16 protein-coding genes and 1 riboswitch are annotated in these 12,785 nt (G+C 70.9%); of the genes, 5 read left to right on the forward strand and 11 right to left on the reverse strand.

Going from position 1 to position 12,785, the window contains the following annotated elements; all coding sequences use genetic code 11:
• Positions 1 to 140: 140 nt before the first annotated feature.
• A riboswitch (cobalamin riboswitch) is annotated at positions 141 to 355 on the reverse strand.
• Between the two features lie 98 nt (positions 356 to 453).
• Complete coding sequence (locus VGD44_RS19840) at positions 454 to 651, reverse strand: hypothetical protein (protein WP_331090108.1); 198 nt, start codon at positions 649 to 651, stop codon at positions 454 to 456.
• 49 nt (positions 652 to 700) lie between these two features.
• Positions 701 to 1,291, reverse strand: coding sequence for a TetR/AcrR family transcriptional regulator (locus VGD44_RS19845; RefSeq protein WP_331090109.1), 591 nt, complete (start codon positions 1,289 to 1,291; stop codon positions 701 to 703).
• A gap of 94 nt (positions 1,292 to 1,385) precedes the next feature.
• Here VGD44_RS19845 and VGD44_RS19850 point away from each other — a divergent pair, with 94 nt between their 5' ends.
• Complete coding sequence (locus tag VGD44_RS19850) at positions 1,386 to 1,802, forward strand: DUF1330 domain-containing protein (protein ID WP_331090110.1); 417 nt, start codon at positions 1,386 to 1,388, stop codon at positions 1,800 to 1,802.
• A 36-nt stretch (positions 1,803 to 1,838) separates the two neighbouring features.
• On the opposite strand, the gene VGD44_RS19855 is transcribed toward VGD44_RS19850, so the two are convergent.
• From VGD44_RS19855 to VGD44_RS19880, 6 genes are all read right to left on the reverse strand, one after another.
• Positions 1,839 to 3,518, reverse strand: a complete 1,680-nt coding sequence (locus tag VGD44_RS19855) for a sulfatase-like hydrolase/transferase (RefSeq protein ID WP_331090111.1) — start codon at positions 3,516 to 3,518, stop codon at positions 1,839 to 1,841.
• Between the two features lie 98 nt (positions 3,519 to 3,616).
• On the reverse strand, positions 3,617 to 5,062 hold the full coding sequence (locus tag VGD44_RS19860; protein ID WP_331090112.1) for a HAMP domain-containing sensor histidine kinase: 1,446 nt from the start codon (positions 5,060 to 5,062) through the stop codon (positions 3,617 to 3,619).
• The gene (locus VGD44_RS19865) at positions 5,059 to 5,790 is read right to left on the reverse strand and encodes a response regulator (protein ID WP_331090113.1); all 732 of its coding nucleotides are present in this window, start codon (positions 5,788 to 5,790) and stop codon (positions 5,059 to 5,061) included. The genes VGD44_RS19860 and VGD44_RS19865 overlap by 4 nt, the downstream gene beginning before the upstream one ends.
• A 79-nt stretch (positions 5,791 to 5,869) precedes the next feature.
• Positions 5,870 to 6,436, reverse strand: a complete 567-nt coding sequence (locus tag VGD44_RS19870; protein ID WP_331090114.1) for a Spy/CpxP family protein refolding chaperone — start codon at positions 6,434 to 6,436, stop codon at positions 5,870 to 5,872.
• Positions 6,437 to 6,800: 364 nt separating this feature from the next.
• Positions 6,801 to 7,088, reverse strand: a complete 288-nt coding sequence (locus tag VGD44_RS19875) for a hypothetical protein (protein ID WP_331090115.1) — start codon at positions 7,086 to 7,088, stop codon at positions 6,801 to 6,803.
• Between the two features lie 78 nt (positions 7,089 to 7,166).
• Positions 7,167 to 7,508 carry a helix-turn-helix domain-containing protein gene (locus tag VGD44_RS19880; RefSeq protein WP_331090116.1) on the reverse strand — a complete coding sequence of 114 codons (342 nt, stop codon included), beginning with the start codon at positions 7,506 to 7,508 and terminating at the stop codon, positions 7,167 to 7,169.
• 66 nt (positions 7,509 to 7,574) lie between these two features.
• Here VGD44_RS19880 and VGD44_RS19885 point away from each other — a divergent pair, with 66 nt between their 5' ends.
• Entirely contained in the window at positions 7,575 to 8,120 is a 546-nt protein-coding gene (locus VGD44_RS19885) for a carboxymuconolactone decarboxylase family protein (RefSeq protein ID WP_331090117.1), read from the forward strand.
• On the opposite strand, the gene VGD44_RS19890 is transcribed toward VGD44_RS19885, so the two are convergent.
• From VGD44_RS19890 to VGD44_RS19900, 3 genes are read right to left on the reverse strand one after another with little or no spacing between them, the layout of a single operon-like run.
• Positions 8,117 to 8,680, reverse strand: a complete 564-nt coding sequence (locus VGD44_RS19890; RefSeq protein WP_331090118.1) for a demethoxyubiquinone hydroxylase family protein — start codon at positions 8,678 to 8,680, stop codon at positions 8,117 to 8,119. The genes VGD44_RS19885 and VGD44_RS19890 overlap by 4 nt on opposite strands.
• Positions 8,677 to 9,189: a disulfide bond formation protein B gene (locus tag VGD44_RS19895; RefSeq protein ID WP_331090119.1), complete on the reverse strand. Its 513-nt coding sequence runs from the start codon at positions 9,187 to 9,189 to the stop codon at positions 8,677 to 8,679. Before VGD44_RS19895 ends, VGD44_RS19890 begins: the two co-directional genes overlap by 4 nt.
• A gap of 30 nt (positions 9,190 to 9,219) precedes the next feature.
• On the reverse strand, positions 9,220 to 9,798 hold the full coding sequence (locus VGD44_RS19900) for a YqaA family protein (protein WP_331090120.1): 579 nt from the start codon (positions 9,796 to 9,798) through the stop codon (positions 9,220 to 9,222).
• A gap of 164 nt (positions 9,799 to 9,962) precedes the next feature.
• Between VGD44_RS19900 and hppD the strand changes: the two genes are divergently transcribed.
• The 3 genes from hppD to VGD44_RS19915 form a co-directional block, all read left to right on the forward strand.
• Entirely contained in the window at positions 9,963 to 11,060 is a 1,098-nt protein-coding gene (hppD, locus tag VGD44_RS19905) for a 4-hydroxyphenylpyruvate dioxygenase (protein WP_331090121.1), read from the forward strand.
• A gap of 3 nt (positions 11,061 to 11,063) precedes the next feature.
• Positions 11,064 to 12,056, forward strand: coding sequence for an isoaspartyl peptidase/L-asparaginase (locus VGD44_RS19910; RefSeq protein ID WP_331090122.1), 993 nt, complete (start codon positions 11,064 to 11,066; stop codon positions 12,054 to 12,056).
• A gap of 1 nt (position 12,057) precedes the next feature.
• On the forward strand, positions 12,058 to 12,785 hold a 728-nt coding region (locus tag VGD44_RS19915; protein WP_331090123.1), incomplete at its 3' end, for a homogentisate 1,2-dioxygenase.

Here is a 12,785-nt window from a genome sequence, read left to right on the forward strand (position 1 = left end):
CGGCGCGGGCTCGCGCTGAGGTCGACGGGCCGGCGGACGTGGACGCTTGAGCGGGCCGTCCGGTCGGTCGAAACGGCCCTCGCCGTTTCTCGTCGTCGCTCAGACGGAGATCCGCGCCCTGGAGGTCCACTGCCCCAAGACTCGAGCGACACGCACCGACCGGTTTCCTGGCTCGCGGGTCACAGCGACACGGGCCCTACCTTCCCAGGCCGGAGGGCCCAGTGGCTGGCGGAGGCTTCCGCCACGGTCCATGCGCTCGCCGCTCACAGTTGCAGGGACAGCCGCAGATCAGGGCCCGGAGGCTCCTACTGCGTTCCCGTTTAAGCCCGAAGGCTTCGGCGCGCATTGCAACGCGAAGGGCCAAGGCCCACCGCGCCACGCGCCGCTATTGCGCCGCTCCGACCGCAAAGTCCATGGCCGGGCGGCTCGTCGGTGACCCCGGGGAAGGCCGGCTCAGGATGGCCGGACCTGCTCCTTGAACTCGTCCTGTTTCTGCTCGTAGGTCTCGGGGTGGTCGTACTCTTCCCGGGTGGCGGCCTCGGTGAGGGGGTCGTTGGCCTTGTTGCGGGTCTTGTACTGGACGATGCCCCAGACCAGTGCGGCCAGGAGGACGAGGGCGCCCAGGCCGTAGAGCAATTCGAGTGGCTGCATGGCGATCTCCTGCTGGAGATGAATTGCCACCGGCCCAGGCGGTTCCGCCTCAGGCGATGAGGGTGCGGACCGCGGCTTCGACCACGGCTTGCGCCCGGCGCGGTGTAAGACCCTGTTCGTTGCGCAGGCGCGCCCAGGCCTCGAAGCTGAGCAGGAGGTCGAGGGCCTCCACACGGTCGCGGGCGAACTCGCGGGGCAGGTCGCGCTCCAGCACCTCGCGTAGCTCCTGCACCAGCTTGGCGTAGTCGGTGCCCAGGAACTTCGAGCGGTGCTTGAAGGCGTCGGCGGCGCGCTTGTAGGGAGCCATCTTCTCGTAGGCCAGGGCGAGGCGGCTGATCCGCTCGACGAGCCGCGCCTGCCAGGTCTCGCCGGTGAGCGGGCGGGCGAACACGGTGCGCACTTCGGCCCCCACGACGGCGGCGATCTCGCGATAGAGGCTGTCCATGTCCTGGAAGTGGCGGAAGACGGTGCGCAGGCCCACGTCTGCGCGTGCAGCCACCTGCTCTGCGCTGGGGGCGACGTCGCCTGCGTGAACGATCTCCATCATGGCGGCCACGATGCGGGCGCGGTTGTCCTGCCCGCGCCGTCGGCGACCGTCGGCGACGTCCGTCTCGGCGGGGCGGGTGGGAGCGCGAGTCATCGGACGGACTGTCGCGCGGCGGCGCAGCGGCTGTCGAGTAGCTTGACGGACGGATATAGTGACACGCATAGTGCCATTATATCAGGAGCGTGTCATGAAGGTCGAAAATGCGGTGATGCCGTCGCCGGAGCAGGCCATGGGCTTCTTCGGCGCGCCCGAGGACGGGCCTTTCGTGATGGTCAACCTGCTGAAGTTCAAAGCGAGGGCCGAGTACGAAGACGGGTCGGACAGCCACCTCAGCGGGGCCGAGGCCTACGCCCGCTACGGCGCCGAGGTGCGCAGGCTGATCGAGGGGCTGGGCGGCAAGATCCGCTACCAGGGCCAGGTGAGCGGGCTGCTGCTAGGCGACGTCGAGGAGCTGTGGGACGTGGTGGCGCTCGCCGAGTATCCGTCGCTGGCGGCGTTCCAGGCGATGGCGACGTCGCCGGCCATGCATGCGATCGAGCACCATCGGAAGGCGGGGCTCGCGGGCCAGCTGAACATCCGCACGAAGCCGGGCGAGGGGTTCTGACTCCAATTTGAACGTCGTGGGTGAAGGGGGCCGTCCTCAGTTGTCCCAGAGGACGTACTCGGCGCCCGCTTTGTGCTTCCGGCCGCCAGGCTCGTCGACGAAGACCGGCGCCTGCAGCAGCGACGGCCAGATGGCCTTGGCGCTGGCGGCGTCCTCGGCGCGGAGCTGGGCCCGCAGGCGCGCCACAACGGCGGGCTGGGCGGCGGAGAGGTCGCGCTTCTCGGTGGGATCGACGGACAGGTCGTGCAGCCAGACCTTGTTCTGCGCCTCGCTGACCTGGAGCTTCCAGTCGCCGTCGCGGACGGCCTTGTACTGGCCCGAGCGCCAGTAGAGCGCCTGGTGCGGGCGGCCCTGGGCCTGGCCGGTGACGAAGGGCGTCAGGTCGACGCCGTCGATCTTGCGGTCGGCGGGGACGGTCGCGCCGGCGGCCGCGGCGGCGGTCGAGAAGATGTCCACGTGGCCGACGGGGTGGGCGTAACGCAAGCCCGCTGGGACCTTCGCGGGCCAACGCATCAGGAACGGGGCGTGGATGCCGCCCTCGAAGAAGGTGGACTTGAAGCCGCGGTAGGGCCGGTTCACCTCGGGCAGGCCGATGTAGCTGGCCCCGCCGTTGTCGGTGGTGAAGACGACGAGGGTGTTCTGGTCGAGGCCCTCGTCCTTCAGCGCCTGCAGGATACGGGCGACGTTGGCGTCGAGGTTCCGCGTCATCGCGCCGTAGACGCGCAGGCGGTGGTCCTTGATGCCGGGCAGGGCGTCGTAGTCTGCCTTCTTGGCCTGCAGCGGCGTGTGGATGGCGTTGGGCGCGAAGTACATGAAGAACGGACGGTTCCTGTTGGCCTTGATGGCCTTCACCGCCTCGTCGGCGAGGTAGTCGGTCATGTAGCCCTTGGGCTCGAACAGCGGCGAGCCGTTGAACTGCACGGCGTAGGTCAGGTTCGGCCACAGGAAGCGGTCGATGGCGTCCCAGTCCTGCTTGGAGTTGACGACGCCCTTGTCGTTCTCGGGCAGGAACAGCGCCGCGCCGGCCATGAATCCCAGGCTCTCGTCGAAGCCCTGGTCCTCGGGCCGCGAGCCCTTCTTGCCGCCAAGGTGCCACTTGCCGAGGTGGACCGTGTGGTAGCCGCGGGTCTTGAGCACCTCGGCCAGGGTGACCTCGGCGGCGGGCATGCTGAGCACGTCCACGGCCTGCGGGCCGCGCTCGGTGCTGCCGGGCGGCATGTCCTTCAGCCGGTCGGGGAAGAACCTCGGCTTCACCAGGGCGCCGGGCTCGGCCTGCGTGCCCACCATGCGCTCGAAGGCCACCGGCGCCGGGGTGAACTCGAAGCCGAAACGCGTGGCGTTGCGGCCGGTGAGCAGCGCGGCGCGCGAGGGGGCGCAGGTGGCGTTCGCGGCATAGCCGTTGTCGAAAACCGCCCCGTCGCGGCCGATGGAGTCGATCGCCGGCGTGAGCACGGCGCCGTTCGCCACACCGCCGCCGTTCAGGCTGATGTCGTTGTAGCCGAGGTCGTCGGCGAGGATCAGGATCACGTTCGGCGGGCGCTCGCCGGTCGGCGCCGCCGCCGGCCCCTGCGCCCAGGCGACCGGGCGGTTGGGCGCGACGTCGGGCCGCTGCGCGCGCGCGGCCATGGCCAGGATCTCGAGGCGGTTCGCATAGGCGAGGCCGCCGGCCGCCGCCAGGGTGATCGCGCCGGCCGCCAGCCAGGTGCGCAGCTTCATGTCGTCCTCCCCCGCGCCGTCGGCGTTCGGTGAGGGCTTTATATATAGTGACACGATAAGTGTCGATAGTTTGCGGCCTGCGACGCTGGCGCGCGGTCCTACGCCGCCGGCAGCGTGACCCTGGCGACGAGGCCCTTCGCCGTCGGTAGCAGCTCGACGTCGCCGCCGTGGGCGCGGGCGGTGGAGCGGGCGATGGGGAGGCCCAGGCCCATGCCGCCGTCGTCGAGGTTGCGGGCGGCGTCGACGCGGTAGAACGGTTGGAACACCTTCTCGCGGTCCGCGTCCGAGAGGCCCGGGCCCTCGTCGATGACGTCGACGACCGCGTGGCCGTCGGCGTGGCTGACGCGGAGGCGGGCCTGGCCGGCGTACTTCACCGCGTTGTCGACGAGGTTCACGAACATCCGCTGCAGGGCGACGGGATCGCCCTCCACGGTGATCGGCTGGCCGGCCAGGATCTCGACGTCGCCGCCGACCATCGCCGCGTCGTCGGCCACGCACTCCACCAGGGAGAGCAGGTCAAGCTTCTCCCGCGTGCGCGGCGTGGACTCGTCGCGGATGAGGGTGAGCACGCCCTGGATCATCTGCTCCATCTGGGCGACGTCGGAGAGCACGGCGTCGCGCACCTTGGGGTCGGCGCCCTCCAGCTTGAAGCGGATCCGCGAGAGCGGCGTGCGCAGGTCGTGGCTGATGGCGCCCAGGGTGGCGGTGCGGTCGTCGATGTAGCGGCGCAGGCGCGCCTGCATGTTGTTGAACGCTTCGGCCGCCGCGCCGATCTCGGCTGGGCCGGCGAGGGTGACGGGCGGGGCGTGCGGGTCGCGGCCGAGGCGCTCGGCGGCCTCGGAGAAGCGCTTGAGCGGCGCGGTGATGCGGCGGGCGAACAGCAGGCCCGCCGGCGCCACCACGACGAAACCGGCCAGCAGGATCAGGCCCGCGCGCTTCTGCCACTCGGTCGGGAAGGGCTCGGGCGTGGAACGCACGACGGTCCAGCGCCCGTCGGGTCGCCGAAGCGCGGCCGTGAAGTCGCCCAGGACCATCTCACGCTCGCGCGCATGGAATGCGTGCGGCGGGGGCAGGGGGATCTCGAACCGCTCGGGGCCTGGCGCCGGCGGCGGGGGTGGCGGGGGCGGGGGTCCGTCGCCCAGGCGCGCGCGGTGGGCGAAGACGATCTGGAAACCCCGCTCGGGGCGGAACATGCGCTCGACGGCCGAGGGCGGGACGGGCGCGAAGCGGACCTCGGCGCGCGGCCGGCCGAGGGTGACGGCCAGGGCCTCGCCGGCCCGTCCGCTGCGGCGGCCCCGCTCAGACCGGAGCGCCGGCGCCGTCGCTTCGATCGAGCGCACCATGGGCCGGCCGAACCGGGTCTCCAGTGGTCCGCCCTGCAAGGCGCCGGCGATCTCGCTCAGCCGGTAGATCGGCGGCCGCGGCGGCGGCAGGACGGCAATGGCGGCGAACACCACCACGTGGGTCGCCGCAAGGCAGGCCAGGATCAGGAGGACGAGCTGGAGGCCGATCGACAGCCTGGGACGCCCAGGCTTCGCAGTCATGGACGGGTGACCGCCACGTCGAACATGTAGCCGGCGCCGCGCACGGTCTTGATGATCTCGCCGTCCGAGCAGGCGTGCAGCTTGCGGCGCAGGCGGCTGATCTGCACGTCGACGGCGCGGTCGAAGACGTCGGCGTCGTTGCCGCGGGCGATGTCCAGCAGCTGGTCGCGCGACAGGATCCGTTGCGGGTGGTCGAGGAACGCCGACAGCAGCGAGAACTCGCCCGAGGTCAGCAGGATGGTGGTGCCGTTGGGGGCGCGAAGCTGGCGGCGCAACGCGTCCACGACGAAGCCCTGGAACTGGTAGGCCTTGCCGCGTTTGGGCGCGCCGCCGCGGACCTCCTCCAGTCTCCGAAACACCGCGCGCACGCGCGCGAGGAGCTCGCGCGGGCTGCAGGGCTTGGCCAGGTAGTCGTCGGCGCCCAGCTCGAGGCCCAGCACGCGGTCGATCTCCTCGCCCATGGCGCTGACCATGATGATCGCCGGCCCGCCGTCGGCCGAGAGGCGGCGGCAGATGGAGAGGCCGTCCTCGCCCGGCAGCATCAGGTCCAGCACCACCAGGTCGATGGGCGCGGCGGAGAGCGCCCGGTCCATCGCCTTGGCGTCGGCCGCGGCGTGGACCTGGAAGCCGTGATCGGTGAGGTAGGCCACGATCTGCTCGCGCAGCTCGGTGTCGTCGTCGACCACCAGGATGTGGCGCGCGGGCAGCACCGAGGGGGCGAGCGTCATGGCGGGTCCTCTCCCAGCCAACTGTGGCGCCGTCATAGCGACTTCGCCACAATCGCGCAGGCGGACCGATCAGCGCGGGTCATTCGTCGTCCGGTCCGTCGTGGGGTCCGTCATGGGACCCGTCAGGGCCGCTCGGCCCATGGCGGCGCATCATGATCATACCGGGGCCGTGGCCCATCGGGCCGCCGGGACCGTGGACCATCATGCGCCGGCCGCCATGGCCGCCGCCGTGTCCCTGCAGGCGATGCAGGGCGTCGAACACCTTCTGCTGGTCGGGCGAGAGCGCGGCGTAGAACTTGGCCAGCGCCTCGCGCGACGCCTTGTGGTGAGCGGCCATCTCGGCCTCGACCTTGGCCATTTCGTCCAGCCGCTGCGGCGTGGTGAGCGAGCCGGGGTTGGGCAGGCGGCGCTCGAAGGTCTTCGGCTCGTGCGAGGCGGCGAAGGCGGCGAGTGCGGCTTCCTGGTCGGGACGCAGACGCAGGACCGTCTTCAGGTCCTCCATGTGCTGCTTCTTCATGGCCTCGTGGTGGGCCTTCATCTCGGCCTGTGGCGCACCGTGGGGACCGCGTGGCGGGGCCGGCTGGGCGGCCGCCGCGGTGACCAGCAGGGTCGGCGCAAGGGCCAGCGCCAGCATCGTGGGTCGCATCATTGGGGCGGAACTCCTTTTCCGTGAGGTCCGCCAATGTGCCACGCCGATCCACGGCCCTGATGGCCATGCCCGCGGCGCCGCTGAAATGTTCCGGCAACAGCCGCCCCAGGGCCTGGGCTTTGTGGCGGTCGCGAGTCCGACCGCCACAGGCAAATCGCATTTGGATACCGTTCGGTCACCGGCAAGCCCTATCCCGGACACACCGGGCCTCCATCGTGAGGCTGTCGCAGCGACGCGGGGTCCTTCCCTCCCCCAAACCCCCGTCGGCGACCCCGGCGCGCCACAGTAAGGCGTTCGGAACGCGGCTCCCCCCACTCTCCCCCCAAGGCGGGGAGCCGCACCTTCCGCCTGGGGCGCCTGCCTAGCGGAAGATGTGGATGCCGCCGGCCCCGCCGCCGGGCGCTTCGGCCAGGCCGCGGATCTCCAGCGTCGCCTGGCGGGCGCCACAAACGCAGCGCAGGCGGTGCTCGAGGTCATGCAGGGTCTGGCGACTGAGGCCCTGGGCCAGCCAGGGGCGGGGATCGACCGCCGCCTCGCGCCCGCATCCGCACCGCGCCCACAGGCTCGACCGCGCCGCCGTGGCCCAGCCCAACCGGGCGTCCCCGTACGTCCAGTCGCGCGTCAGGTGATGTCTGCTTCCGTCCGCCATTTGAAGACTCCCTGACATGAACAAAAGCAGAACTAATCGGACCTGACGACTCCATAGCGGATGTTTTTTTGAGTCGCCTCAACCCGTCGTGGTTGTCCCCGGTTTTGTGGCGGCGGCCCAGCGGTCGGCAAAGCCGTAGAGTGGGGTGAAGGCCGCCAGGAACTCGTCGCCGAGGCCGGTCAGGCCGTAGCCGCGGCCGGCGGCGTGGTCGACGAGGCCGGCGTTGCGCAGCTCGGCGAGGCGGGCCTGCAGCACCGTGGGGGAGGCCTCGTCGCAGGCGGCGCGCAACGCGCGGGCGGTGAGCGGGCCGTCCCTGAGCTCCCAGAGGATCCGCAGCGTCCAGCGGCGGCCCATGATGTCGAGCAGCGCCATGATCGGCCGTCCGGTACGTGAGCCGCGGACAGGGCGGGGATCGGTCATGGCTTGACTCGTGTTACGGAAAACGTAGCGTGAATGCTATCGAAAATGTAGCAAGGAGGCGAAGCGATGCCAAGGATCGCGCCATTGGCCCCCCCGTATCCGGACGACGTGCAGGGGCATTTCGACGCCATCATGCGGGGCGCGCCGCCGCTGGTGCTGTTCCGCACCTTGGCGAAGAGCCCGCGGGCCTGGGCGAAGTTCCGCGGCGGCTCGCTGCTGGACCGCGGGCCGCTCAGCCTGCGGGACCGCGAGCTGGTGATCGACCGCACCTGCGCGCTGGCTGGGGCCGAGTACGAGTGGGGCGTCCACATCACCGCCTTCGCCGCCGCCGCGAAACTGACGCCGGACGAGATCGCCGCGACGGTGCACGGCGGCTCGGCGGCGCCGGTCTGGAGCCCGGCCGAGCGGGCGCTGCTGGCGGCGGCCGAGGCGCTGCACAACCGCGCGGCGCTCGACGACCCGGAGTTCGCGGCGCTACGGGCCCACTACGACGAAGACCAGGTGCTGGAGGTGCTGCTGCTCTGCGGCTTCTACCGCACCGTGGCCTACGTCTGTCGCGGCCTGGACCTGCCGCTGGAACCGGGCGGGGCGCGGTTTCCCCGCGCGGCCTAGACCTTTTCGCTGATCTTGATGGCGACGCGGCAGCCGGCGCCGATCACGGCCGAGAGCAGCCCGTAGCCGGGGGCCTCGCGCGCGCCTTCCTCGACGGCCTGATCGCGGTGCGCCAGCTCCTCGTCGCGGAACTTGCTGAGCTCCGCGGCCAGTGCGGGGTCGCGGTCGGCCAGCTCGGCGATCTGGTCGGCGTAGTGGCCCTCGATCACCGTCTCCACGGCCTCGGTGCAGGCGTGCGCCGCCTTCTCGCCCAGGAGCGCGGTGCCGGCGCCCAGCGCGAAGCCGGCCAGCCGCCAGACCGGCGCCAGCGCCGTCGGGCGGACGCGCCGCTCGGTCAGCAGCTTGTCGAAGCGGGCGAGGTGCTCGGCCTCCTGTGCTTCCAGTTCGGCGAAGTGGCCCGCGAGCCGCGTCTGGCCGGCGGCCGCGCCCATCACCGCGCGCTGGCCGCGGTAGATCTGGACGGCGGCGAGCTCGCCGGCGTGGTCCACCCGCAGGATTTCGGCGAGGCGGGCGGCCTGGGCGCCGCGGCCGGGGCGAGGCGGGATCGGCTTGGCGCTCATCCCTTGCTCCGCTCGCGCAGGGCGGCCAGCACGCTCAGGCCCGCGAGGCCCAGCGAGATCACCGCGTTCCAGCCGGCCATCGAGAGGCCGGCGAACACCCAGGGGGCCTCGTCGCAGGCCGGCGGGCGGATCTTCTCGTCCAGGGCGGCGGAAAGGTTAGCGGGGTCGAACCCGCCGCCCGCCGCGGCGCAAGCCTCGGGCCCCGGCCAGAACTTCCACTCCGCGCCCGCGTGGTAGACGGCCACGCCGAACCCCACCAGGAAGGCCAGCCCGAGCACCCAGCAGGTGGCCTCGCGCCAGCGCGGGCCGCCGGGCAGCCGTACCAGCACCATGAACGCCGCGCCCAGGCCCAGGATGGTCCAGTAGACCTCGCGCTGGCGCAGGCAGAGCGTGCAGGGGGCGTAGCCGCCGAAGGTCTCGAAAGCGTGGGCCGTAGCCAGCATCGCGGCGGCGACCAGGACGGCGACGAGCCGCCAGCGGTCGAGGAAAGGTCGAAGCACGTTCGTCATCGGCCCGTCCTTATGGCGTATGGCGCGGCGTTAGAAAACGAACTTGAGCGCGACGATCCCGCCGACGATCAGCAGCAGCAGGATCACGCTGTAGAGGTTCAGCCGCTTCTCGAACTCCTTCAGCATGGCCTCGCCGAAGTATTTCAGGATGGTCGCCACCAGGAAGAAGCGGACGCCGCGCGTCAGCACCGAGGCCCAGACGAAGGTGAAGAGGTCGAAGCGCGCCAGGCCGGCGGTGATGGTCACGAGCTTGTAGGGGATCGGCGTCGCGCCCTTGATCAGGATGACCCACAGGCCCCACTGGTCGAACCAGGCGCGGAACTCGGCCTCGCCCTCGGGATGGCCGAAGATCCTGAGGATGGTCTGCCCGAGCGGCGCCAGCCAGACGCCGATCGCATAGCCCAGCAGGCCGCCGAAGACCGAGGCGAGGGTGCAGATGCCGGCGTAGAGGAACGCCTTGTCCCGCCGCGCCAGCACCATCGGCGCCAGCATCACGTCGGGCGGGATCGGGAAGAACGAGCTCTCGGCGAAGGAGATGGCGGCCAGGGCTGCGGGCGCCTGGCGCGTGCCGGCCAGCCGCATCGTCCACTCGTACAACTTTCGGAACATCGGGCGTCCTGGTCGAATCCGAACGCCTGCCTAGCAGCGCCCGCCCAGAATGTCGTTAAGCCGGGCGCCAGAGTCGGGGAGGCGGTTCGCGCGTTTCTGACCACGCGGGCTCTACCGCCATATAGTTTCATATGATACTACATGGCTCCGACGAGGAGGACCTCATGACCGTTCAGACCGCCGCCCCCACCCGCGACCTGTTCGACAACCCGTTGGGCACCGACGGGTTCGAGTTCGTGGAGTTCACCTCGCCCGAGCCCGAGCGGCTGAAGGACCTGTTTGAGAAGATGGGCTTCACCGCGGTGGCCAAGCACCGCTCGAAGAATGTGCTGCGCTTCCGCCAGGGCGACATCAACTTCATCCTCAACATGGAGCCCCAGGGCCAGGCGGCCGAGTTCCGCGAGGTCCACGGCCCCTCCGCCAACGCCATGGCCTTCCGCGTGCGCGACGCCGCCAAGGCCTTCAAGCTCGCTGTCGAGCGGGGCGCTAAGCCTGTGCAGGGCCCGGTCGGCCCGATGGAGCTGAACATCCCGGCCATCGAGGGGATCGGCGGCTCGAACCTCTACCTCGTCGACCGCTACGGCGCGCAGGAGATCTACGACGTCGACTTCGTGCCCATCGAGGGCGCCGAGGCGATGGTCGACAAGAACGCGGTGGGCCTGACGTACCTCGACCACCTGACCCACAACGTGCACCGCGGCCAGATGGCCAAGTGGGCCGAGTTCTACGAGCGCATCTTCAATTTCCGCGAGATCCGCTACTTCGACATCGAGGGCAAGCAGACGGCCCTGATCTCGAAGGCGATGACCAGCCCGGACGGCAAGATCCGCATCCCGCTGAACGAGAGCCAGGACGAGCACTCGCAGATCGAGGAGTTCCTCAAGGACTACAAGGGCGAGGGCATCCAGCACATCGCGCTCGGGACCGGCGACATCTTCGAGTCGGTCGAGACGATGCGCGAGCGGGGCGTGAAGTTCCAGGACACCATCGACACCTACTTCGACGGCATCGACGCGCGCCTGCCGGGCCACGGCGAGAACGTGAACCGCCTGCGCGCCGACCGGATCCTGATCGACGGCGCTCCCAGCGAGGGCCAGGGCCTGCTGCTGCAGATCTTCACCGAGAACATGATCGGCCCGATCTTCTTCGAGCTGATCCAGCGCAAGGGCAACGAGGGCTTCGGCGAGGGCAACTTCAAGGCCTTGTTCGAAAGCATCGAACTCGATCAGATCCGCCGGGGCGTGCTGCCCGCAAAGGACTGAGCCATGGCGCAATCGACGCAGCCGAAGTGGGCCCTGGTCGCCCACGGCGGCGCGGGCGCCATCGCGCGCGGCGACCTCAATCCCCAGCAGGACGCAGCCTACCGAGAGGCGATGGCCGCCGCGGCCACGGCGGGCGCCGCGGTGCTGCGGGCCGGCGGCTCGGCGATGGACGCGGTCGAGGCGGCAATCCAGATCCTCGAGGACGATCCGCTGTTCAACGCGGGCCGCGGCGCCGCCTTCACGGCCGAGGGCCGCAATGAGCTGGACGCCTCGCTCATGGACGGCCGCACGCTGGAGGCCGGTGCGGTCGCGGGCCTGACCACGACGCGCCACCCGATCTCGGCGGCGCGAGCCGTGATCGAGGGCTCGGCGCACGTGCTGCTGGGCGGCGAGGGCGCCGACGCCTTCGCCCGCAGCCAGGGGCTGGAGCAGGTCGAGCCCGTCTTCTTCTTCACCGAGGAGCGGTGGAAGAGCCTGGAGCGTGGGCTGGGCAAGCTCGGCCTGCCGGTCCCGCCGAAGCCGGTGGGCGCGCCCGAGCCGGAGGGGCGTGACGCCCTGGTCCACGAGGAGGGCAAATACGGCACGGTCGGCGTGGTCGCCCGCGACAGCGAGGGCAACGTGGCGGCCGGCACGTCCACCGGCGGCACCACGGCCAAGCGCTGGGGCCGGGTGGGCGACTCACCCCTGATCGGCGCCGGGACCTATGCGTCCAACACCGCCTGCGCGGTCTCGTGCACCGGCGCGGGCGAATACTTCATCCGCCTGGGCGTCGCGCACCGCATCTGCGACCTGGTCGAGCATGCGCGCCTGCCGCTGCAGGCCGCCGCCGACCGCGTGGTCCAGGAGCAGCTGACGGCGCTGGGCGGCGCGGGCGGCGTGATCGCAGTGGCGCCGGACGGGGCCATGGCGTGGAGCTTCAACACCTCGGGCATGTACCGGGCCCGCATCGCCGACGGCGAGCCGCTGGTCGTGGGCATCTACAAGGACGAGACCTGAAATGGCGAAGGGTGACTGGATTCCCGTGCGGGGCGCGGAGGGGACGCACTCGCGGCAGGCGCACGCCGACCTGCCGGAAGGCACCTACGAGCGCGAGGTGTCGAAGGAGGGCTTCTTCGGCCCCGCGGCCTTCCTGCACCACCGGCGTCCACCCACCGGGTGGGTGAAGTTCGAAGGCCCCTTGCGGCCGCGTGCTTTCGACCTCGCCCGGTTGAACGCCGCCGAGCCGTCGCCGTGGGCGGCGGGGGTCGTGCTGCACAACAAGGCGACTGAGGTCCGCTTCTGGAAGCTGGCCCAGGCGATGCCGGCGCTGGCCCGCAACGCCGACGGCGACCAGCTCCTGTTCGTGCACCAGGGCGAAGGGGACCTGTTCTGCGATTACGGCCGGCTGAGCTATTCGGCCGGCGACTACCTTTACCTGCCGCGCGGGACCATGTGGCGGCTCTCGCCCGCCGAGCCCACCGCGATCCTGATGATCGAGGCGGTGAACACCCACTACAAGCTGCCCGACCGCGGCCTGATGGGCGGCCACGCCCAGTTCGACCCGGCGATGCTGGAGACCCCCACGATGGACGGCGCCTTCCGCGCCCACCAGGACCAGCCGGGCGACTACCGGGTCGAGGTGAAGAAGCGCGGCCAGGTCTCGACGGTGACCTTCCCCTACAACCCGCTGGACGCGGTGGGCTGGCACGGCGACCTCGCGCCCGTGCGGCTGAACGTGAAGGATAT

It is taken from the genome of Phenylobacterium sp. (assembly GCF_036402295.1).
GTDB lineage: Bacteria > Pseudomonadota > Alphaproteobacteria > Caulobacterales > Caulobacteraceae > Phenylobacterium.

Bases quoted from the DNA above. Each gene is read 5' to 3' on its own strand.
- VGD44_RS19850 (WP_331090110.1), top strand. From the start codon at position 1,386: ATGAAGGTCGAAAATGCGGTGATGCCGTCGCCGGAGCAGGCCATGGGC.
- VGD44_RS19860 (WP_331090112.1), bottom strand. From the start codon at position 5,062: ATGACTGCGAAGCCTGGGCGTCCCAGGCTGTCGATCGGCCTCCAGCTC.
- VGD44_RS19845 (WP_331090109.1), bottom strand. From the start codon at position 1,291: ATGACTCGCGCTCCCACCCGCCCCGCCGAGACGGACGTCGCCGACGGT.
- VGD44_RS19900 (WP_331090120.1), bottom strand. From the start codon at position 9,798: ATGTTCCGAAAGTTGTACGAGTGGACGATGCGGCTGGCCGGCACGCGC.
- VGD44_RS19895 (WP_331090119.1), bottom strand. From the start codon at position 9,189: ATGACGAACGTGCTTCGACCTTTCCTCGACCGCTGGCGGCTCGTCGCC.
- VGD44_RS19885 (WP_331090117.1), top strand. From the start codon at position 7,575: ATGCCAAGGATCGCGCCATTGGCCCCCCCGTATCCGGACGACGTGCAG.
- VGD44_RS19840 (WP_331090108.1), bottom strand. From the start codon at position 651: ATGCAGCCACTCGAATTGCTCTACGGCCTGGGCGCCCTCGTCCTCCTG.
- VGD44_RS19865 (WP_331090113.1), bottom strand. From the start codon at position 5,790: ATGACGCTCGCCCCCTCGGTGCTGCCCGCGCGCCACATCCTGGTGGTC.
- hppD (WP_331090121.1), top strand. From the start codon at position 9,963: ATGACCGTTCAGACCGCCGCCCCCACCCGCGACCTGTTCGACAACCCG.
- VGD44_RS19855 (WP_331090111.1), bottom strand. From the start codon at position 3,518: ATGAAGCTGCGCACCTGGCTGGCGGCCGGCGCGATCACCCTGGCGGCG.
- VGD44_RS19875 (WP_331090115.1), bottom strand. From the start codon at position 7,088: ATGGCGGACGGAAGCAGACATCACCTGACGCGCGACTGGACGTACGGG.
- VGD44_RS19870 (WP_331090114.1), bottom strand. From the start codon at position 6,436: ATGCGACCCACGATGCTGGCGCTGGCCCTTGCGCCGACCCTGCTGGTC.
- VGD44_RS19910 (WP_331090122.1), top strand. From the start codon at position 11,064: ATGGCGCAATCGACGCAGCCGAAGTGGGCCCTGGTCGCCCACGGCGGC.
- VGD44_RS19890 (WP_331090118.1), bottom strand. From the start codon at position 8,680: ATGAGCGCCAAGCCGATCCCGCCTCGCCCCGGCCGCGGCGCCCAGGCC.
- VGD44_RS19880 (WP_331090116.1), bottom strand. From the start codon at position 7,508: ATGACCGATCCCCGCCCTGTCCGCGGCTCACGTACCGGACGGCCGATC.